Annotated in this window: 20 protein-coding genes and 1 tRNA gene; 13 read left to right on the forward strand and 8 right to left on the reverse strand. The window is 62.3% G+C overall.

Going from position 1 to position 19294, the window contains the following annotated elements; translation table 11 throughout:
- From AC4FWB_RS00410 to glpK, 4 genes are all read left to right on the forward strand, one after another.
- Entirely contained in the window at nucleotides 1-915 is a 915-nt protein-coding gene (locus AC4FWB_RS00410) for a carbohydrate ABC transporter permease (RefSeq protein ID WP_491023822.1), read from the forward strand.
- Nucleotides 916-918: 3 nt separating this feature from the next.
- Nucleotides 919-1206, forward strand: coding sequence for a DUF2160 domain-containing protein (locus AC4FWB_RS00415; RefSeq protein ID WP_491023823.1), 288 nt, complete (start codon nucleotides 919-921; stop codon nucleotides 1204-1206).
- Nucleotides 1207-1282: 76 nt separating this feature from the next.
- Nucleotides 1283-3007, forward strand: coding sequence for an ABC transporter substrate-binding protein (locus AC4FWB_RS00420; protein WP_491023824.1), 1725 nt, complete (start codon nucleotides 1283-1285; stop codon nucleotides 3005-3007).
- A 93-nt stretch (nucleotides 3008-3100) separates the two neighbouring features.
- On the forward strand, nucleotides 3101-4594 hold the full coding sequence (gene glpK / locus AC4FWB_RS00425; RefSeq protein WP_491023825.1) for a glycerol kinase GlpK: 1494 nt from the start codon (nucleotides 3101-3103) through the stop codon (nucleotides 4592-4594).
- Nucleotides 4595-4721: 127 nt separating this feature from the next.
- Here the strand turns inward: glpK and AC4FWB_RS00430 are convergent, their stop codons facing one another.
- The gene (locus tag AC4FWB_RS00430; RefSeq protein ID WP_491023826.1) at nucleotides 4722-5192 is read right to left on the reverse strand and encodes a BA14K family protein; all 471 of its coding nucleotides are present in this window, start codon (nucleotides 5190-5192) and stop codon (nucleotides 4722-4724) included.
- A 284-nt stretch (nucleotides 5193-5476) separates the two neighbouring features.
- On the opposite strand from AC4FWB_RS00430, the gene AC4FWB_RS00435 reads away from it, so the two are divergent.
- Together AC4FWB_RS00435 and AC4FWB_RS00440 are read left to right on the forward strand one after the other, a co-directional pair.
- Nucleotides 5477-5552, forward strand: a tRNA-Lys gene (locus AC4FWB_RS00435).
- Nucleotides 5553-5838: 286 nt separating this feature from the next.
- Nucleotides 5839-6129, forward strand: coding sequence for a hypothetical protein (locus tag AC4FWB_RS00440; protein ID WP_491023827.1), 291 nt, complete (start codon nucleotides 5839-5841; stop codon nucleotides 6127-6129).
- Between the two features lie 196 nt (nucleotides 6130-6325).
- On the opposite strand, the gene AC4FWB_RS00445 is transcribed toward AC4FWB_RS00440, so the two are convergent.
- Nucleotides 6326-7216 (reverse strand): adenylate/guanylate cyclase domain-containing protein, encoded by an 891-nt coding sequence (locus AC4FWB_RS00445; protein ID WP_491023828.1) that lies wholly within the window; start codon nucleotides 7214-7216, stop codon nucleotides 6326-6328.
- 379 nt (nucleotides 7217-7595) lie between these two features.
- Between AC4FWB_RS00445 and AC4FWB_RS00450 the strand changes: the two genes are divergently transcribed.
- From AC4FWB_RS00450 to AC4FWB_RS00460, 3 genes are all read left to right on the forward strand, one after another.
- Complete coding sequence (locus AC4FWB_RS00450; protein ID WP_491023830.1) at nucleotides 7596-8135, forward strand: DnaJ domain-containing protein; 540 nt, start codon at nucleotides 7596-7598, stop codon at nucleotides 8133-8135.
- A 59-nt stretch (nucleotides 8136-8194) separates the two neighbouring features.
- Entirely contained in the window at nucleotides 8195-8377 is a 183-nt protein-coding gene (locus AC4FWB_RS00455; RefSeq protein ID WP_491023832.1) for a hypothetical protein, read from the forward strand.
- A gap of 101 nt (nucleotides 8378-8478) precedes the next feature.
- Entirely contained in the window at nucleotides 8479-9621 is a 1143-nt protein-coding gene (locus AC4FWB_RS00460) for a hypothetical protein (protein WP_491023834.1), read from the forward strand.
- 74 nt (nucleotides 9622-9695) lie between these two features.
- On the opposite strand, the gene AC4FWB_RS00465 is transcribed toward AC4FWB_RS00460, so the two are convergent.
- Entirely contained in the window at nucleotides 9696-10430 is a 735-nt protein-coding gene (locus AC4FWB_RS00465) for a hypothetical protein (protein WP_491023835.1), read from the reverse strand.
- A 167-nt stretch (nucleotides 10431-10597) separates the two neighbouring features.
- On the opposite strand from AC4FWB_RS00465, the gene AC4FWB_RS00470 reads away from it, so the two are divergent.
- Nucleotides 10598-11893, forward strand: a complete 1296-nt coding sequence (locus AC4FWB_RS00470; RefSeq protein WP_491023836.1) for a glycosyltransferase — start codon at nucleotides 10598-10600, stop codon at nucleotides 11891-11893.
- 21 nt (nucleotides 11894-11914) lie between these two features.
- On the opposite strand, the gene dprA is transcribed toward AC4FWB_RS00470, so the two are convergent.
- From dprA to AC4FWB_RS00490, 4 genes are all read right to left on the reverse strand, one after another.
- Complete coding sequence (gene dprA / locus AC4FWB_RS00475) at nucleotides 11915-13063, reverse strand: DNA-processing protein DprA (RefSeq protein WP_491023837.1); 1149 nt, start codon at nucleotides 13061-13063, stop codon at nucleotides 11915-11917.
- Nucleotides 13060-13641 (reverse strand): glycerol-3-phosphate 1-O-acyltransferase PlsY, encoded by a 582-nt coding sequence (gene plsY, locus AC4FWB_RS00480; protein ID WP_491023838.1) that lies wholly within the window; start codon nucleotides 13639-13641, stop codon nucleotides 13060-13062. Before plsY ends, dprA begins: the two co-directional genes overlap by 4 nt.
- 67 nt (nucleotides 13642-13708) lie before the next feature.
- Nucleotides 13709-14995 (reverse strand): dihydroorotase, encoded by a 1287-nt coding sequence (locus tag AC4FWB_RS00485; protein WP_491023839.1) that lies wholly within the window; start codon nucleotides 14993-14995, stop codon nucleotides 13709-13711.
- A complete protein-coding gene (locus AC4FWB_RS00490) occupies nucleotides 14992-15957 on the reverse strand; it encodes an aspartate carbamoyltransferase catalytic subunit (protein ID WP_491023840.1) in 966 nt (321 codons plus the stop codon). The genes AC4FWB_RS00485 and AC4FWB_RS00490 overlap by 4 nt, the downstream gene beginning before the upstream one ends.
- A 140-nt stretch (nucleotides 15958-16097) precedes the next feature.
- Between AC4FWB_RS00490 and AC4FWB_RS00495 the strand changes: the two genes are divergently transcribed.
- From AC4FWB_RS00495 to AC4FWB_RS00505, 3 genes are all read left to right on the forward strand, one after another.
- On the forward strand, nucleotides 16098-17762 hold the full coding sequence (locus tag AC4FWB_RS00495) for a DNA alkylation response protein (RefSeq protein WP_491023841.1): 1665 nt from the start codon (nucleotides 16098-16100) through the stop codon (nucleotides 17760-17762).
- 155 nt (nucleotides 17763-17917) lie between these two features.
- The gene (locus AC4FWB_RS00500; RefSeq protein WP_491023842.1) at nucleotides 17918-18478 is read left to right on the forward strand and encodes a hypothetical protein; all 561 of its coding nucleotides are present in this window, start codon (nucleotides 17918-17920) and stop codon (nucleotides 18476-18478) included.
- On the forward strand, nucleotides 18478-18819 hold the full coding sequence (locus tag AC4FWB_RS00505; RefSeq protein WP_491023843.1) for a DUF6105 family protein: 342 nt from the start codon (nucleotides 18478-18480) through the stop codon (nucleotides 18817-18819). The genes AC4FWB_RS00500 and AC4FWB_RS00505 overlap by 1 nt, the downstream gene beginning before the upstream one ends.
- Here AC4FWB_RS00505 and ruvX read toward each other — a convergent pair.
- On the reverse strand, nucleotides 18761-19243 hold the full coding sequence (gene ruvX / locus AC4FWB_RS00510; RefSeq protein ID WP_491023844.1) for a Holliday junction resolvase RuvX: 483 nt from the start codon (nucleotides 19241-19243) through the stop codon (nucleotides 18761-18763). The genes AC4FWB_RS00505 and ruvX overlap by 59 nt on opposite strands.
- Between the last annotated feature and the right edge of the window lie 51 nt (nucleotides 19244-19294).

Below are 19294 nucleotides of genomic sequence, written 5' to 3' on the forward strand. Positions count from 1 at the left end.
ATGGAGGGCGCAAACGAGAGAACGACCAGAGTGAGCGAGACCGCCATCACCGAAGGCGTGGGCAGCACGCTGTCGCAGGACGAAGTGGCGAGGCTGATGCGCCGCCGCGGCGAGGAATCGCGCTGGTGGTGGGTCGTGCCGACGATCTACATCATCGTGCTGCTGCTGCCGATCTACTGGCTCATCAACATGAGCTTCAAGACCAACCAGGAGATCATCTCCTCGCTGACGCTCTTTCCGCACGAGCCGACGCTGCGCAATTACAAGATCATCTTCACCGATCCGTCCTGGTATTCGGGTTATATCAACTCGATCACCTATGTGGTGATGAACATGGTGATATCGGTGGCCGTGGCGTTGCCGGCGGCCTACGCTTTCTCGCGCTATCGCTTCCTTGGCGACAAGCACCTGTTTTTCTGGCTGCTCACCAATCGCATGGCACCACCGGCGGTGTTCGCGCTGCCTTTCTTCCAGCTCTATTCGGCCTTCGGCCTGATCGATACCCATATCGCGGTGGCGCTGGCCCACTGCCTGTTCAACGTGCCGCTGGCGGTGTGGATCCTGGAGGGCTTCATGTCCGGGGTGCCGAAGGAGATCGACGAGACCGCCTATATCGACGGCTACTCCTTCCCGCGCTTCTTCGTGAAAATCTTCATGCCGCTGATCGCGAGCGGCATCGGTGTGGCCTGCTTCTTCTGCTTCATGTTCTCGTGGGTGGAACTCTTGATCGCCCGTACGCTGACGACGACCGACGCCAAGCCGATCGCGGCCACCATGACCCGCACGGTCTCGGCCGCCGGCATGGACTGGGGACTGCTGGCGGCAGCCGGCGTGCTGACGCTGATCCCCGGCGCGCTCGTGATCTGGTTCGTCCGCAACTATATCGCCAAGGGCTTCGCCCTGGGGAGGGTCTGATCCATGAACCTCGACTTCTCCTGGATGGCGTGGACCTGGCCGACGGCCGCCTTCTTCCTCGTCATCGTGCTGATGCTTTTCGGCATGGGTGTGTGGGAATATGTCTCGCCCGGCGGCAATCCGCGCGTCGGCGTGCTGCGCTTCGAGACGACGCGCGGCGACCGCCTCTTCGTTTCGCTGCTCGGCAGCGCCTTTATCCATCTCGCTTGGCTGGGTCTGGTTGGACCCAACCTGTGGTGGGCTCTCGCTCTCTCCGTGGTCTACGCGATTGGCGTATTCCGATACGTATAGAGGGGGAAATGTTGGAGCGGCCGCGTGCTGGCGACCGCCCCAGATCGCACTTGCAACCTAAGACTGGAGGAGACACATGCGACGGCAATTTCTAACATCTACGACCGCCCTTGTCCTATTGCTGGGAGCGGGCCACGCCTATGCCGGAATGGATGAGGCAAAAGCCTTTCTCGACAAGGAGATAGGCCCACTGTCGACGCTTTCGCGCGCCGATCAGGAAAAGGAAATGCAGTGGTTCATCGACGCAGCCAAGCCGTTCGCCGGCATGGACATCAAGGTCGTGTCGGAAACCATCGCCACCCATTCCTATGAATCGCAGGTGCTGGCGCCGGCCTTCTCCGCCATCACCGGCATCAAGGTCACGCATGACGTCATCCAGGAAGGCGACGTCGTCGAAAAGATCCAGACCCAGATGCAGACCGGCCAGAACCTTTATGACGGCTGGGTCAACGACTCCGACCTGATCGGCACCCATTGGCGCTACCAGCAGGTGCGCAACCTGACGGACTGGATGGCGGGCGAGGGCAAGGACGTCACCGATCCGATGCTCGACGTCGACGACTTCATCGGCAAGTCGTTCACCACCGCGCCGGACGGCAAGCTCTACCAGCTTCCCGACCAGCAGTTCGCGAACCTCTATTGGTTCCGCTACGACTGGTTCAACGACGAGAAGAACAAGGCGGACTTCAAGGCCAAGTACGGCTACGACCTCGGCGTTCCCGTCAATTGGTCGGCCTATGAGGACATCGCCGCCTTCTTCACCGGCCGCGAGATCGACGGCAAGAAGGTCTTCGGCCACATGGACTACGGCAAGAAGGACCCGTCGCTGGGCTGGCGGTTCACCGACGCCTGGCTCTCCATGGCCGGCAATGGCGACAAGGGCATTCCGAACGGCAAGCCGGTCGACGAATGGGGCATCAAGGTCGATGAGAATTCGCGTCCCGTCGGCTCATGCGTTGCCCGCGGCGGCGACACCAATGGCCCGGCCTCGGTCTATGCCATCCAGAAGTATCTCGACTGGCTGAAGGCCTATGCGCCGCCGGAAGCGCAAGGCATGACCTTCTCCGAATCGGGTCCGGTGCCCTCGCAGGGCACGATCGCCCAGCAGATCTTCTGGTACACCGCCTTCACCGCCGACATGGCCAAGCCCGGCCTGCCGGTCGTGAACGAAGACGGCACGCCGAAATGGCGCGTCGCGCCGTCGCCGCATGGCGTCTACTGGAAGGACGGCATGAAGCTCGGCTACCAGGACGCGGGTTCCTGGACGCTGATGAAGTCGACGCCGACCGACCGCGCCAAGGCCGCCTGGCTCTATGCGCAGTTCGTGGTGTCGAAGACCGTCGACGTGAAGAAGAGCCAAGTCGGTCTCACCTTCATCCGCGACTCCACCATCCACGACAAGAGCTTCACCGAACGGGCACCGAAGCTCGGCGGCCTAGTCGAGTTCTACCGCTCGCCGGCACGCGTGCAGTGGACCCCGACCGGCACCAACGTTCCGGATTATCCGAAGCTGGCGCAGCTCTGGTGGCAGAACATCGGCGACGCTTCTTCGGGCGCCAAAAGCCCGCAGGAAGCGATGGACTCGCTCTGCGCCGACCAGGAGAAGGTGCTCGAGCGTCTCGAGAAGGCGGGCGTGCAGGGTGACATCGGCCCGAAGATGGCCGAGGAGCACGACCTCGACTACTGGAACAAGGATGCCGTCGCGAAGGGCAACCTTGCGCCGCAGCTCAAGGTCGAGAACGAGAAGGACAAGCCGGTCACCGTCAACTACGACGAGCTGGTGAAGAGCTGGCAGAAGTAACTGCATGACGTGGGCGTGTGTGCCCATGTTAGGAAATGCAGGGGAGGCGGCTTTGCCGTCTCCCCTGTTGCATGAGAAGTGGAGGGATGCGGAATGAGCGGTTTTGTGCTGGCCATCGACCAGGGGACGACATCGACGCGAGCGATCCTGTTCGACGGCGAGATGAAGGTCGCGGGCACGGGCCAGCAGGAATTCACGCAGCATTATCCGGCCTCCGGCTGGGTCGAGCATGACCCGGAAGACATCTGGGAAAGTGTGGTCGCGACGGTGAAGGCGGCGCTGAAGGCTGCCGGCCGTGCGGCATCGGACGTGGCTGCGATCGGCATCACCAATCAGCGCGAGACGGTCGTCATCTGGGATAAGGCGACCGGCAAGCCGATCCATAATGCCATCGTCTGGCAGGACCGCCGCACCGCGCCGCTGTGCCAAAAACTCCGGAAGCAGGGGTTGGAGAAGACATTCACGCGCAAGACCGGGCTGCTGCTCGATCCCTATTTCTCCGGCACCAAGATCGCCTGGATGCTGGACAAGGTGAAGGGCGCCAGAAGACGCGCCGAGAAGGGCGAATTGCTCGCCGGCACCATCGACAGTTTTCTCATCTGGCGGCTGACCGCTGGCCAAGTGCACGCCACCGATGCGACAAACGCCTCGCGCACGCTGGTCTACAACATCGAGAAGAACGTTTGGGACGACGAGCTGCTGTCCATCCTGAACATACCGGCCGCGATGCTGCCTGAGGTCAAGGATTGCGCCGATGATTATGGAATCACAGAGAAAAACCTCTTCGGTGCGGAGATAAGAATTCTCGGGGTTGCCGGCGACCAGCATGCGGCGACCATCGGCCAGGCTTGTTTCGAGCCCGGCATGATGAAATCCACCTACGGCACAGGCTGCTTCGCGCTGCTCAACACCGGCACCGATCTGGTGCGCTCGAAGAACCGGCTCTTGACCACCATTGCCTACCGGCTGAATGGCAAGACCACCTATGCCCTGGAAGGCTCGATCTTCATTGCGGGGGCCGCTGTGCAATGGCTGCGCGACGGCATCAAGGTGATCGGCAAGGCCGAGCAGAGCGGCGCGCTCGCCGCGACCGCCGATCCGGCGCAACAGGTCTATCTGGTGCCGGCTTTCGTCGGGCTCGGCGCGCCGCATTGGGACGCCGATGCGCGCGGCGCGATCTTCGGCTTGACGCGCAATTCAGGTCCGGCGGAGTTCGCGAGCGCGGCGCTCGAATCCGTCGCCTTCCAGACGCGCGACCTGCTCGACGCCATGCGCAAGGACTGGAAAGGCGCTTCCGCCAAGACCGTGCTGCGGGTCGACGGCGGCATGGTGGCATCGGACTGGACCATGCAGCGGCTGGCCGACATTCTCGACGCGCCGGTGGATCGCCCCACCATCCTGGAGACGACCGCGCTGGGCGCCGCCTGGCTTGCCGGATCGAAGGCCGGCGTGTGGCCGAAGGCGAAGGAATTCGCCAAGACCTGGGCGCTCGATCGCCGCTTCAAGCCGGATATGGAGGCTGCTACACGGTCCACCAAGCTGGCGGGGTGGCGCGACGCTGTGCGCAGGACGCTGAGTACACATTAAGGCTCAAACAGGGAGCCCATGCCTTTGCGGCACGGGCTCGGTCAGCGACGAAATATTTGTTTTTACGCAATTCCTGGAAAACAGCTGCGCACCTTTTCTGGAATCGCCTTGTACCGACTGGAGGTCGTCAGTAGGGCGAAACGCACTGCCGACGCGGACCGCTGTTGGGTTGGAAGGTGTTGTCCGAGGCGCGATAGGAGCGATAGCGGTCATAGCACCACTGCACATGCGCATCGCCACCGCGGTAGACCCGGTTCTGGCTGTTGACGATTGCGCCGGTGATCAGCGCGCCCGTGGCGAAGGCCGCCAGCGGGAACCAGAAGTCGCCATGGCGGCGATGGCCGCGGTGATATTCGCGATAGCCGCGATGACCGCGCCAATACACGTCACCGTTGCGCGAATAAACCCGGTCACGGGAAAAACTGCGATTGAAACTGCGGTGCCTACGCCAATCCTGGTATTGCACGGTCTGAACGTCCGATGAGAGACCTTGGCCGAGCGGCGCGTAGCTTGGCTGCGCGTTGACCGGCACGATCTCCGCCGCGGCGAACGAAACCGACAGCACGCTCGCCAGCAGGCCGGTTGTGATTCTGTTCATGACTTTCTCCTCGCAGGGTTGGTTGCCGTCACCTGTGGGAGGAAAAACGGACGGCCTATGCAATTGTTCCGGGAGAGCACTAGGCTGCTGTTTTGCAATCGTGCCGCTGGTCCTGCCATGAGGAACCATTTCGGTTCCGGCCCGAGGCTTCGCAAAAGCGGTTCGAACAGTCGCCGGGAGAGTGTGGAAAAGCCCGGCCTGCGAGCCATCTTTTTCCGGTTGACCGGTTGATGCACTCTCCCTATGTTCCGCGCAATTTCGAGGGCGGCGTTTCCTGCCCGCGGGAGCGCGTAGCTCAGCCGGTAGAGCAACTGACTTTTAATCAGTAGGTCATGGGTTCGAATCCCATCGCGCTCACCAATAAAATCAAGCATCAAAAACCGACGTAACTCATGCGCCATCGCGGCCTTGCGATCGGCGTGGGAATTGCCCTTGTCGCGTGCTGGCTGGTTGGCGCCGTCGCTTGTGTGGCGTCACGGCAATGTCTGGCGCTACCGGCAGCGCGATATGATCGGGATGGCGGCGAGTTTGGTCATAGTCGGCCTGAGCGCATACGTTGCTTTTGCGCTAATAGACCCCTTGACCGGCAGTATGGATGAATGTGCAATAGACGGCGTCATCTAGGGCGAATTGGTGGGGCACAAAAGTGAAAGTCGGCAGCACTATTATTTTGGCAATTGCTTTCAGTGGTAGTTTGCAAATGGCTGCGAACGCTGAAACCAAATCCGCTGCATACGAAGGCGGTTACATAATGGCGGCTTTTGGTTTGTGCCCCGTTACAGCCATATTTGGCAGCATGAGCAAATTTATCAAATACCAGGGCACAAAAGAATATAATCGCGGCTTTGAGGCCTTTAGGGCCGCTCTAAAAGGGCCCCGGCCAAGTAAACTCTGTTTCGATGCAGCGCGTGAGAGCGGCTTCTTTAGCGTACGCTAGAGCGCAGGCATATTGCTGGGCCAGGCAGCCGGGCCGCAGGGCTTGATCACTGCGCATGCTGCCGGACGAGACGCCAGAGAAAAGGTTCAACGCGAACATTGACGGCGTCAGCGAGCCAGCGCTGCGGGCATGCAGAATTGCCCAAGAGATCGTCGCGGCCGCCTGAAGCCGGTCGCGGCTAACGAGTCCGTCCGGGTCAGTCTGAGACAATTTCGTAGTGAAGAACCTGGGCGTCGCGGAGGGACGACCTCAGTCCAGGCGAGATGACGCCGGAGCCGAAGAGGAGAATATCTTCGCGGCGTACGAATATTTCATGGCCGGGTCCCATCGACACAAATGTGCCCGACGAGCTTCGCTCGATAAGCCGGGCCTTGCCGTTCGAAATAGTGAAGGTCGCGTGGTGCCTTGAGACCCAGGGCCGCTGGACGACGATATTGCATTCCGGAGATCGGCCGATCGTCACGAATTCGTTGTTTCGGCAGGATCGCAACTGATCTCCATAGCGGATGACCAGATTGATCTGCCGCGGCGGGGCGGAGCGCCTGTCGATAATGGTGCCCTGGCTGGCGATGTGCGTACTGCGGGCCCCATCGTCGCTCCCCAGGGTATAGACATCGAAGAGTTCCTGCTTCCCCTTGAAGGCCATTTTGTCGAGGAGCCGCAAGGCACTGCGGCTGCCCGCAGGAAGCGCTTCGAAGAAGCTCTGGCTGATCAGCACCTCCCCAGGGTTGGCCGTGGTGGACAGCCTTGCGGTGACATTGACAACGTCGCCAAATACCGCGCCCCGCGCGCGAATGACCGCCCCGAAATGCAATCCGATCCGGGCGCTCAACGGCCCTTTCGTCAGTTGGCTGCTGATTTGGCAGACGGCCCTCAGCGCCCCCTCCGGACTCTCGAACAGGCTGAGCACGTCATCGCCCTTCGAGTGAATGAAATCACCGCCGTGCCGGGCGACGATATCGCGCATCGTGTCCAGGCAATCCGAGATCTGCTGCAGAGCGGCATCGTCGCCGATGCGCTCATAGAGAGGCGTGCTGCCCACGACATCAGCTAACAGGACTGCGGCTAGAACTGTTTCCTGATCCATCGATCTCGTATCCGCGCCGAGAGCGCAGCGTATGTATATAACACATCAAGGTGCCTTTAACTTATCTACTTGCGCGTCTGGGGGTCGGGGCGGTGGCTTCGGCGCGATCGTTTTGGACGGACAGGCGTCTGCCTTCACTCATCGCACCAAACCACACACTTCTCTCACCGGATCTGCACTAGGCGCCGGAAACGGATCGTGTGGGCCTGCTCTCCTGTCGAAGAAATTCAACGAGAATTATGGTCCCCGGCGATCGGCAAGGCCATCCGGAGTGGTTGTTTACGATGACGTGGGAAGCCGGCTTGCATGGGCAGAAGGGTTGGGCGATGCTGCCGTTGGGGAGTGGTGTTCGCAATGTCGATTCTGTGAAAGCACCACTATGTTCATTGATTACTACGAACTTCTGGAAATCAGTCCGAACGCGAATTCGGAAACGATTGAACGGATATTTCGTTATTTTGCCATGCGCTACCATCCCGACAATCGGGACACCGGCGATGAATCACGCTTCAGCGAAATCGTAGAAGCCCACAACACGCTCAAAGATCCGGTCAAGCGCGCTCAATACGACGTACAGTATAAAGACCATTTGAGCCTTCGCCGCGAGCTGAGCGAGGAAGCCAGCAATGCTAAAGGTCTTGAAAGGGACGTTGTCATTCAGGCCAAACTGCTGTCGCTTCTCTATGTAAAACGCCGGCAAGACGTCAACAATCCTGGCATCGGCGATGAAGAACTCGAACGCCTGTCAGGCTGCCCGCGAGAGCATCTGGAATTTCATCTCTGGTATCTCAAGGCAAAGGGCTGGATAGCACGGATCGAGAACGGGATGTTCGCCATCACCGTGGATGGTATCGATCGCGCCAATTCCGAACATCGTCGTGAAACCGCTGCGACCAGGTTGCTGGACCATACAAGCTGAAGGACATCGCCGGGGTTCTCGGTTGCCCGCCGATAGAGGGCGTCCAAGGGGAGGGCACATTGTCCGAGAAAAAGGTGATCGCCGTCAAAGACTGGACCTGCGTCATGAGCGACGAGCTTGGCCGCGTAGCCTTGATGATCAACCCGACTGACGGAGAGCCGGTCCTGGTCTTGATGACCATCTTTCAGGCAGCAAAGATGGGACGCGAGCTGCAGTCGCCGAAGCGCGTCCAGTCCATCTAGCGAGGACATCGACGTCGTGGCCGCAAGCTGGAGAAGCAGCCACAACCTTGTCGCCAGAAGGGGTGGCGGTTAAGGTCGACCCCCCGAAGGAGAGTTCGACCATGGCACTTGACCTTTCGGTAGATGCTTCAGCTGCTAAAGCGGCGGCACCCGGCAAATATCTCTTCGGCCCGGTCGCCGATTTCCTCATGCTCGGCGGCAGCGCGTTTCTCATTCTGCCAATTCTGTTCCTTGTGCCGCTCGAGTACGAAGGTATCGTCGCCGCGACAATGGTCGTCGTGGCCTACCTGGTGAACTATCCGCACTTTGCCCATTCCTACCAGATTTTCTACCGCAATTTCGGGCGCAAGGTGAGCGGCAACGGCTACGACCGGAGCCTCCAGCTTCGCTACATTTTCGCGGGCATCGTCGTTCCCCTCATCATGGGCGCGTTCTTTGCCTATGGCGCGGCAACGGCGAACACCCGCCTGCTCGGATATGCGGCAAACGCGATGTTCTTCTTCGTGGGTTGGCACTACGTCAAGCAAGGCTACGGCATGCTGATGGTGGACGCCGTGCTGAAGCGCAAATTCTTCGACGATCGGGACAAGAAGGTGCTGCTGGTCAACAGCTACGCCGTGTGGATCCTGGCATGGCTGCAGACGAACACGGCGGTGACGCAAGGGAAATATTACGGCCTGGAATACTATACATTCGCCGCCCCTTCCTGGATCGCCAACATTGCCCTGCTGGCAGCCATCGCATCGACGACGGTCACCGTTTCGATGCTGATCAATCGCTGGCGGAGGAATGGCCGCGCCCTGCCGTATAACGGCATCGTGGCCTATGTCGCGTCGCTCTATCTTTGGATCCTGATCGCGAGGGTAAACCCGCTCTGGCTGCTTGTGGTGCCGGCGCTCCACTCGCTGCAATACCTGGCCGTGGTCTGGCGCTACCAGACCAATGTCGAGCGCGACGTCGCGGATGCCGCAAGAAATCCGCAACCGACGACACTGTCCTTTCTCGGACCTCTCTACAGGCTTCGGGTCCTGGGATTTGTCGTCGGAGGCGGTGCGCTTGGCTATCTCGGTTTCTGGCTGATCCCATTCGTGATGACTGCGTTGATCCCGTACGACAAGCAGGTTCTCGGGTCCTCGCTATTCTTCTTTATCGTGTTGATCTTCATCAACGTACACCACTATTTCCTGGACAACGTGATGTGGCGCCGCGGCAATCCCGAAGTGTCGCGGTATCTGTTCCGGTAGATGCATCATCGGGAAAGCGCGTAGCGTTTTCCTTGTGGGCATCCACGCGCCGCATCGGCTGAGCCGATCAATTGTCAATCAGGTTGCGCCATCAGAAGGCGTACGATCGGCTGAACATTGTCCTCATAGGTAATGCATCGATCATAGAGGCCCTTTGACACCCGATCCTGTCCGATCCGTTCCCATTCTGGCGTCTGCGCGGTCCAGTCGGGCTCCTGGGTGATGAGGCGCTCCCGGTTGAGACAGTCGGGGTCGCGCGCCAGGATCAGACGCGCTTCATCGGCCAATGGCGCATAGACCTCGATCGCGGCTTTCTTTCTTGCTTGAGCAGCTTGATCCAACTCGATTTCCACCTGGACCGTGCCGGGCACATTGGGCACAGCGGCCGAGCAAAGCTGCTGATGTCCCTTGCGTGTCTTTTGCACCAGCGTGGTCACAGCGCTGCCGAACACAAAAGCCAGGTCGTGCACCGGGTTGTAGCCGTCAACGGCATCCGACACGACCTGGACTTCCTGGGCGCTGCCAATATCCGTGCTGATCCTAGCAAACACGTCGAGGAAAAATGTCTGGTCGCCGACCAAAAGAGCTTCGTACCAGGCGGCGTCGGGTATTTCGCCGAAGACCGAGCCCGGCGTTGCGCCGGTGGCCTGCACAATATGGCGGGAATATTCGGTTCTTGCGATTTGATGGCCGCCGGAACCGTCGGTCAGAATATAGACCCTCGGCTTGGCAAGCTCCAGCCAGTGATGGATTCTGAGTTCATGTCCCGGATGCGCGAGGATCAGCACATTTTGGAGTCCGCTATCCATGTGTCGCTCCAATTTTTGTTGCCACAATGCATCGGCGCCGGGGCCTCTGTACCAGCGGCACGCCATGGGGGGAACTTGTTTGGCTGAATTGTTCTCACTAAGACACTATCTGCGCGAGCAGTTTTTTGCCTGCGATAGCCACCCCACAACCGGCAAGGAAGCTTGTCTTGAGGATACTCATCACGAACCTGTCGGTGGCGCAAAACAGTGGATCCGAATCGGTTGTCGAACTGCTTGCCGACGGCCTGCGAAGTGCCGGCCATCAAACGATGCTCCTCACCACGAACCTCGGTGGCATGTCAGACAGAATGCGCCAGCGGGGCCATCATGTCGTCGACAGGATTGCCGAGATCGTCGACAAACCGGATATCATCCACGCACAGCATCTGACGCCCTGCTTGACCGCCCTGGCGAGATTCCCTGACGTGCCCGCGGTCTTTTCCTGCCACAGCTCCTTCTACGAAATCGAGGCGCCCATGCCTCATCCCCAAATACGCCATTGGATCGCGGTGGACGAGGCATGCAAGGCCAAGTGCCTGTCGCGAGGCATTCCTGAAGACCGGCTTGATCTTATCTACAATGCTGTTGATCTTAATCGCTTCAGGCCGCGCTCACCGCTTCCGGCCAGGCCCAAGCGCGGTCTGTTGCTGACCAAAAACTTTGAACATCAGCAGGCTGTGCGCGAGGCCTGCGCTAGAACAGGTATCCAGCTCGACGAATTGGGTCCGGCGACGAACCGGTATTCAGATCAGATCGAGAAGGATCTGCTTGGATACGATATCGTGTTCGCCACCGCGCGCATGGCCATAGAATCCGCGGTCGTGGGATGTTCGGTCGTGGTCTGTGATGCACGTGGTTTCGCGGGAATGCTCGACACCAGCAATATGGAGAGCTGGCGGCCGATGAACCTTGGCGTGGGGCTGCTGACAAGGCCGGTCACGGTCGAGAACCTGATCGCTGCAATTTCAAGCTATGATGCCGACGACGCTACCGCTGTTTCAGCCCATTTTCGCGAGGTAGCCGGCTCGGCACGTTTCATCGAGGAACACCTTCGCATTTATGATCAGGTGCTGCGCATGGATCCTCCGGCCTCGCCTGACGAAGTACGCCTGGCAACCGCATCCTGGATCGAGGAAATCGCCGTCTCCATCCAGCAGCGCAAATGGTTTCAAGTCGTCAGGGAGATGCATGGCTGGCCGGGTGCGATCGACCAGCTGACGATGATGGAGCTGCTGCACGCGAACAGGAAGACGTTGGAAGCGAATTCCGCCTCGTTGACGGCACTTGGCAAATGGACTGGCTGCTCGATGCAGGACGGGCAGGACAATAAGGCAATCCTACACAGGATCGATGACCGCGTCTCCAGGCTCTCGCGCTTTATCGACGAGATGAGCCGTCTCTATAACGGAATGGTGCCGCTGTTCATCCGCAAAGGGTTGCTGAGAATCCGGAAGAGAGGCTGACCGCCCCGTGCTCCGCCGGCATTAACCGCCGAGCTCAGTTCCTCCCCAAACCAGCGAGACATTCCCTCCAGCGTGGCGTTCCAGCCGTCCGGCAAGGTCGAGTTCCAGGAGCACCATGGCGATCTGCGCGGCGCTCAGGCCTGTGTGGCGGATGATCTCGTCCACGCCGACCGGTGTGGGGCCGAGCGCTTCCAGCACGTCGGTGCGCTCGTTCTCGCCGGGCGGCGGCATTGCCGACAGGTCGGGCGCTTCGGCGAGCGGCACGGTCCTCGGCGAGCGGGTGCCGGCAAGGGGCGCCAGCGCGCCCAAAACATCGGCCGCTTCGGTGACGAGCGTGGCGCCGTCCTTGAGCAGGGCGTTGCAGCCGGCGGCGCGCGGATCGAGCGGCGAGCCCGGCACGGCGAAGACCAGCCGGCCCATCTCGTTGGCCAGACGAGCGCTGATCAGCGAGCCGGAGCGTTGCGCGGCCTCTACCACGACCAGCCCCAGCGCCATGCCGGCGACCAGGCGGTTGCGGCGTGGAAAATCCTGCGCGCGCGGCTGCCAGCCGAACGGCATTTCCGAAACGATGGCGCCGCCGCGTTCGGCGATCTCATCGCACAGGCCGACATTTTCGGGCGGGTAGGGGACATCGAGCCCGCCGGCCAGCACGCCGACGGTGCCGGTCGAGAGACTGCCCTGATGCGCCGCGGTGTCGATGCCGCGTGCAAGGCCCGACACTATAGCGTAGCCGTCACGGCCGAGGTCTCCCGCCAGCATGCGCGCCATCTTGATGCCGGCGAGCGAGGCGTTGCGGGCGCCGACGATCGCTACCGCCGGCAGGCGGAACACCGCGCCTTCGCCTTTCACCGCCAGCAGCGGCGGCGGATTGTCCATGGTCTTCAGCAAGGCAGGATAGTCGGCTTCACCGATGCCGACGAAACGGGCGCCGGCGCGACGCGCCGCCTCCAGCTCAGCCTCGGCTTCGGCGATTGACGGGATGCGGACGATACGGTTCGCACCGCCCGAGATCATCAGCTCGGGCAGCATCTCGAGCGCGGCTTCCGCCGAGCCGAAGCGATTGATCAATTCGCGAAAAGAGGCCGGGCCGACATTGGGCGTGCGGATCAGGCGAAGCCAGCTCAGCCGCTGCCGGTCGCTGAGGCGCGGGCCGGCGGCAGGTCCGCTCATCCCTTCGCCCCGATCTTACCCTCGGTGCCGGCAAGCAACCGCGAGATGTTGGCGCGATGCTTGATGAAGACGATCAGGCTCATCAGCGCGAACAGGCCGGCAATCTGCGACGTGCTGATGAAATAGAGCGCGATCGGCACCACGACCGCAGCCACCAGCGCCGCCAGGGAGGAGTAACGGAACAGGAAAGCCATCGCGAGCCAGACGACGGCGAAGACAAGCATACCCTGCCAGGCAAGGCCGAGCAGAACGCCGAGATAGGTGGCCACGCCCTTGCCGCCCTTGAAGCCGAGCCAGACCGGGAAGAGATGGCCAAGGAAGGCGGCAAAGCCGGCGAGAAGGCCGAAGTCCGGCGAGAAATGTCCGGCAATCAAGGCCGCCGCCGTGCCTTTCAGCGCATCGAGCAGCAGCGTCGCCGCGGCGAGCCCCTTGTTGCCGGTGCGCAGCACATTGGTCGCGCCGATGTTGCCGGAGCCGATGTTGCGCACATCGCCCAGACCTGCCGCGCGGGTGATCAAGAGTCCAAACGGGATCGAGCCAAGCAGATAGCCGAAGATGAGCGCGATCGCGTAACCCATTGTTTCCCCCGCATTTCCTATTTTCAGTGTCTGGATCGCGATACCGTCCCGCCTTGTCGGACGAGGCTCAGGCTGAAAACACTGTGCGGCCCGCCACCATGGTTTGCAAGACCTTGCCCTGCAGGCGTGCACCTTCGAAGCAGGTGTTTTTCGAGCGCGAGCGCAGGCCGCTCTCGCTGACGATCCACGGCTCGTCGAGATCGACCACGGCGAGGTCAGCCGACGCGCCCGGCTTCAGCGTGCCGCCGGGCAGGCCGAACAATCTTGCCGGAGCGGTCGAAAGCGTCTCAATCAGCCTCAGCAGCGGCACGTCGCCATTGTGGTAAAGCCGAAGTGCCGCGCCAAGCAGCGTCTCCAGCCCGATCGCGCCGGCGGCGGCATCGGCGAAGGGCAGGCGCTTGGTGTCGACATCCTGGGGGTCGTGCGAGGAGACGATGATGTCGATGGTGCCGTCCTTGATCGCCTCGATCATCGCCAGCCGGTCGTCCTCGGCCCGCAAGGGCGGGGTCAGCCGAAAGAAGGTGCGGTATTCGCCGACATCGTTCTCGTTGAGCGACAGATTGTGGATGGCGACGCCCGCCGTGACATTGGCGCCGTCCGTCTTGGCCCGGCCCACCGCTCCAACCGCCATCGCGGTCGAGATCTTGGCGGCGTGATAGGCGCCGCCTGTCAGTCGTGCCAGGGCAAGGTCCCGCTCCAAGGGGATGAGCTCGGCCTCGCGCGGGATGCCTGAAAGGCCGAGCCAGCTCGCATAGAGGCCTTCGTTCATCACGCCGGCCGAGGCGAGGTCGGCATCCTGCGTCTCGTGCGCGATCACACCGCCGAAATCGCGCGCATAGGTCAGCGCCCGGCGCATCACCAGCGCGTTGGCGATCGTGTGGCGGCCGTCGGTGAAGGCGACGGCGCCGGCTTCGCGCAGCAGGCCGAACTCGGTCATCTCGCGGCCGTCGAGACCCTTGGTGATCGCCGCTGCCGGAAAAATATTGACGCTCGCCGTGTCCCTCGCCGTGCGCAGCACGAACTCGACCAGCGCCACATTGTCGATCACCGGATTGGTGTCGGGCATCATGACGATGGAGGTGACGCCGCCGGCCGCGGCCGCGACGCTTGCCGAAGCGATGGTTTCGCGGTGCTCACCACCGGGTTCGCCGATGAAGACACGGCTATCGATCAAACCCGGGATGATCGCCTTGCCGGCGCAATCGACGACAACGGCGCCTTCAGGAGCGCCCTGGTTCAGCGCCGCCTTGCTGGCGGCGGCGATCTTCTTTCCGTCGACAATGACGGTGCCAATCTCGTCGATGCCGCGCGAGGGGTCGACGATGTGCGCCTTGCTGAGGACCGTCACGCTCATGCGCTGCGTCCCTCGTGGTTGCGGCGCGGATCGAGCAGCGCTTCCATGACCGCCATGCGCACGGCAACGCCCATCTCGACCTGTTCCTGGATGACGCTTTGCGGTCCGTCGGCGATTTCCGAGGCGATCTCGACGCCGCGGTTCATCGGGCCCGGATGCATGACCAGCGCATCCTCCTTGGCGGCTTTCAGCTTCTCGGCGTCGAGGCCGAAATAGTGGAAATATTCGCGGATCGACGGCACGAAGGCACCTTCCATGCGCTCGCGCTGCAGGCGCAGCATCATCACCACATCGGCGTCCTTGAGCCCTTCGGCCATCGAGCGCGAGACGATCACGCCCATCCTGTCGATGCCCGCCGGCAGCAGCGTCGAGGGCGCGACGACCCGTACCTGCGCGCCGAGCGCGTTCAAGAGCATGATGTTGGAGCGGGCGACGCGCGAATGCAGGATATCGCCGCAGATCGCCACGATCAGCTTCGACAGCGGTCCCTTGGCGCGGCGTATGGTCAGAGCGTCGAGCAGCGCCTGCGTCGGATGCTCATGCGCGCCGTCGCCGGCATTGACCACCGAGCATCCGACCTTCTGCGCCAGAAGCGCCGCGGCTCCTGCCGACTGGTGACGGATGATCAGGATATCCGGCCGCATGGCGTTGAGCGTCATGGCGGTGTCGATCAGCGTCTCGCCCTTCTTCACCGAAGAGCTCGCCACCGACATGTTCATGACATCGGCGCCGAGCCTCTTTCCCGCGAGCTCGAAGGACGATTGCGTGCGGGTCGAGGCCTCGTAGAAGAGGTTGATCTGGGTGCGGCCGCGCAGCGTCGAGGTCTTCTTTTCCGATTGCCGCGAGATCGCCACGGCCTGGTCCGCCCGGTCGAGCAAAAGCTCGATGTCGGCGGGGGAAAGATCACGGATGCCCAGAAGATGGCGGTGGGGGAAGAGCGGCAGGGACGAAGCGTCGGTCATCTCAAGGCGCTGCTATAGGGTGCGGTCTGAAAAGCCGCAAGCGCCAGCTTTGGATTGCGGGCTTTCTCCCCGGTATTTTCGTTGCGTGGCTTGGGCTATAACGCAGCAAATGGCTTCGGATTCGCGACCGCGGCCTTCAGATGGTAAGGGCTTTTCTGACAATTGAAGGACAGGGCGTGACCGACGACGTGATCAACCAGCCGCCGCCGCTGACGGGCGGCAATGCATGGCGGGGCGATCCGTTGCTCATCCAGCTTGCCGAGCGTTTTTCCGATCCAGTGCGCAAGGATATCGACGGGCTCGGCCGGTTCGTCATGACGCAGGAGGCGCACGAGCTTGCCCGTCTCGCCAACACCGACACGCCGAAGCTCAGGACGCATGACCGCCAGGGCCGCCGCATCGATCTGGTCGAGTTCCATCCGGCCTATCACGCCTTGATGCGCCGCTCGATCGCCGGCGGCCTGCATTCCTCGGTCTGGGAAAACGGCGACGCCGAGATCGGCCGCCGGCACCAGGTGAGGGCGGCCCGCTTCTACCTGACCGCCGAGCTGGAGACCGGGCATCTCTGCCCCATCACCATGACCAGCGCTTCGCTGGCGGCGCTGATGGCGAGCCCGAAACTGTTCCGCGAATGGGCGCCGCGCGTGACGACGCGCAAATACGACCAGAGCCAGAAGCCGCCGGTGCAAAAGACCGGGCTGACGCTCGGCATGGGCATGACCGAGAAGCAGGGCGGCACCGACGTGCGCGCCAACGTCACCAGGGCCGAGCGCACTGGCAGCGGTTTCTATCGGCTCACCGGCCACAAATGGTTCATGTCGGCGCCGATGTCGGATGCCTTCCTGGTGCTTGCCCAGGCGTCCGAAGGGCTTTCCTGTTTCCTCGTCCCGCGCATCCTGGGTGACGGATCCGGCAACGGTTTTCGCTTCCAGCGCCTGAAGGACAAGCTCGGCAACCGCTCGAACGCCTCGTCGGAAGTGGAGTTCGTCAATGCCATCGGCGAGATGGTTGGCGAGCCTGGCGCCGGCATCAAGACGATCATGGACATGGTGACGCTGACCCGGCTCGACTGCGCGGTGGCGTCTTCGGCACTCATGCGGGCGGGGCTCGCCGAAGCCGTCCACCACACGCGCCATCGCCAGGTGTTCGGCGCCAATCTGGTCGACCAGCCGCTGATGCAGCGCGTGCTGGCCGACATGGCGCTCGACGTCGCCGCCGCGACGGCGTTGTCGTTCCGCCTTGCGCGGTCCTTCGACGAGGCCGCGAGCGATCGCGGCGAGGCTGCCTTTGCCCGCGCCATGACGCCAGTGGTCAAATACTGGGTCTGCAAGATCGCGCCGCAGCTGCTTTACGAGGCGATGGAGTGCCTCGGCGGCAACGGCTACGTCGAGGAAGCGCCGCTTGCCCGCTATTATCGCGAGGCTCCGGTCAACGCGATCTGGGAAGGTTCGGGCAATGTGATGGCGCTGGACGTGCTGCGCGTGCTCGGCCGCGCGCCCGGCCTGTTCGAGGAGGTGCTGGCCGGCATCGACCGCGACCTCGGCACCGGCGGCCGGGGCACCATAGGCGTGCTCAAGGCGGCCATGCAGGTGGCTTCGACCGACCAGGGTTCGGCGCGTTTGCTGACCGAACAGCTGGCGCTGTCGGCGGCGGCAGCGGAACTGCGCCGGCTGGGGGCAGGGCGCATTGCCGACGCCTTCGTCGAAACAAGGCTCGGCGGTCAATGGCGCACCACCTACGGCATGCTCGATTCGCGCCATGACGCGCGCATGATCATCGACACGCTCTATCCGCCCCTGACCTGAACAGGCCTGAAACGCGATCCGTCACCGGCCTGTGGACGGCCGTTAACCTTAACAAATGGTTTCCGTTGCGGGGAGCCTTCGCAGAGCCCACTCTGACCACCGGAGTAGGGAAGTGTTAACCATGAGCATCCCGTGCTCCGCCAGGCAGGAAGCGCATGCGGCACGTGTTGACATCATTTCTGGCCTTGCACTGGGCGGTCGTGTTCGCCCTGCTGGCCTATATCTGCATGGATGGGAACCGCGGCATCGCGTCGGCGCTCGGCGTGCTTGGCGTGTCCGTGCAAAGCGGCCGCTTCCCGGGTCTCGAGCATGCCGTTGTCGTGGCGCCGCTTTCGGTCGCGCTGCTGACTGTGGCGCTGCTGTTCTGCTGGGCTTTCGTCGAAACGCTGCTCAACATCGCGACAAGGCCGGATGCCGGCGACGCCGTGGTGCGGATCGCCTTCATCTCAGCCTCGTTCCTGCTTTCGGTCATCCTCGTCGGCGGCGCCGCGCAAGGCATCAACGGGCTGTTCATGGTGGTCGCCATCCAGATGACGGCGCTGCTCGCCTCCTATGTCGCGGTGCTCGCCGAGCGGCGCTCGACGCTTGCCGCGATGACCTTGCATGAGGCCGACGCCCGCCTGACCGCTCATCGCATGGCGACGGGCGCCGCGCACAGCTCGCTGCTCTCCCGCATCTCCAACCGGCCGGAGACCAAACCCGGAGGTCGCCGCTGATGCGCGCTCTGTTCGTATTCTGGGCGGCGCCGCTGGTCCTGTTCTGGGGCTGGTTCTTCCTGTCGCTCAACGACATGAATTTCGGCTACGTGATGCTCAGCCGCCAACTGCATGACCTGGTCTTCCAGCTCTACGGCCAGATGCTTGGTATCGATCCGGCGATCATTCCTGGCATGGTCGCGCGGGCCTGCGTGTTCGACAGTTTCCTGCTCATGGGACTGGTGGCGTTCCGCCGCCGGCGCCAGATCGCCGAATGGATCAGGCGGCGCCAGGAAGGCCCGGTCAGTCCGGACCGGCTCGGCCGAGCGACTGAAGCCGGTCCAAGGCTCCCTGCAGAATAAACGCCGCCGCCGCCGAATCGATCTTGCCGGCGCGCTTCTTGCGCGAGAAATCCATCTCGATCAGCGTCCGTTCGGCGGCGACCGTCGACAGCCGCTCGTCCCATAGCACGAAGGGCAGGTCGGACAGGCTCGCCATGTTGCGCGCGAAGGCGCGGGATTTCTGTGCGCGCGGCCCTTCCGACCCATCCATGTTGACGGGAAGGCCGAGCACGATCGCCCCGACATTGTCCTTCTCGAGTTGAGCCAGCAACTGGGCGGCATCGAGCGAAAACTTCCTGCGCAGGATGACCGGGCGCGGATGGGCAAAGGACAGGCCACGGTCCGACACCGCGACCCCGATCGTCTTGTCGCCGAGATCGAGGCCGGCGAGCGTGCGGCCGCCCGCGAGTCGCGCCGGCAATTCCTCAATGCTGATGATGCTCAACAGCCCACCCCGGTCTTTCCCCGCGCGGCTTTTTGATAGGCCGCAGGACTT

The organism is Mesorhizobium sp. LEGMi-168a, from assembly GCF_058312955.1.

Bases quoted from the DNA above. Each gene is read 5' to 3' on its own strand.
- AC4FWB_RS00450 (WP_491023830.1), top strand. From the start codon at position 7,596: ATGTTCATTGATTACTACGAACTTCTGGAAATCAGTCCGAACGCGAAT.
- plsY (WP_491023838.1), bottom strand. From the start codon at position 13,641: ATGGGTTACGCGATCGCGCTCATCTTCGGCTATCTGCTTGGCTCGATC.
- AC4FWB_RS00485 (WP_491023839.1), bottom strand. From the start codon at position 14,995: ATGAGCGTGACGGTCCTCAGCAAGGCGCACATCGTCGACCCCTCGCGC.
- AC4FWB_RS00500 (WP_491023842.1), top strand. From the start codon at position 17,918: ATGCGGCACGTGTTGACATCATTTCTGGCCTTGCACTGGGCGGTCGTG.
- AC4FWB_RS00415 (WP_491023823.1), top strand. From the start codon at position 919: ATGAACCTCGACTTCTCCTGGATGGCGTGGACCTGGCCGACGGCCGCC.
- AC4FWB_RS00460 (WP_491023834.1), top strand. From the start codon at position 8,479: ATGGCACTTGACCTTTCGGTAGATGCTTCAGCTGCTAAAGCGGCGGCA.
- AC4FWB_RS00465 (WP_491023835.1), bottom strand. From the start codon at position 10,430: ATGGATAGCGGACTCCAAAATGTGCTGATCCTCGCGCATCCGGGACAT.
- AC4FWB_RS00420 (WP_491023824.1), top strand. From the start codon at position 1,283: ATGCGACGGCAATTTCTAACATCTACGACCGCCCTTGTCCTATTGCTG.
- AC4FWB_RS00505 (WP_491023843.1), top strand. From the start codon at position 18,478: ATGCGCGCTCTGTTCGTATTCTGGGCGGCGCCGCTGGTCCTGTTCTGG.
- AC4FWB_RS00445 (WP_491023828.1), bottom strand. From the start codon at position 7,216: ATGGATCAGGAAACAGTTCTAGCCGCAGTCCTGTTAGCTGATGTCGTG.
- AC4FWB_RS00490 (WP_491023840.1), bottom strand. From the start codon at position 15,957: ATGACCGACGCTTCGTCCCTGCCGCTCTTCCCCCACCGCCATCTTCTG.
- AC4FWB_RS00495 (WP_491023841.1), top strand. From the start codon at position 16,098: ATGGTAAGGGCTTTTCTGACAATTGAAGGACAGGGCGTGACCGACGAC.
- AC4FWB_RS00430 (WP_491023826.1), bottom strand. From the start codon at position 5,192: ATGAACAGAATCACAACCGGCCTGCTGGCGAGCGTGCTGTCGGTTTCG.
- AC4FWB_RS00410 (WP_491023822.1), top strand. From the start codon at position 1: ATGGAGGGCGCAAACGAGAGAACGACCAGAGTGAGCGAGACCGCCATC.
- glpK (WP_491023825.1), top strand. From the start codon at position 3,101: ATGAGCGGTTTTGTGCTGGCCATCGACCAGGGGACGACATCGACGCGA.
- dprA (WP_491023837.1), bottom strand. From the start codon at position 13,063: ATGAGCGGACCTGCCGCCGGCCCGCGCCTCAGCGACCGGCAGCGGCTG.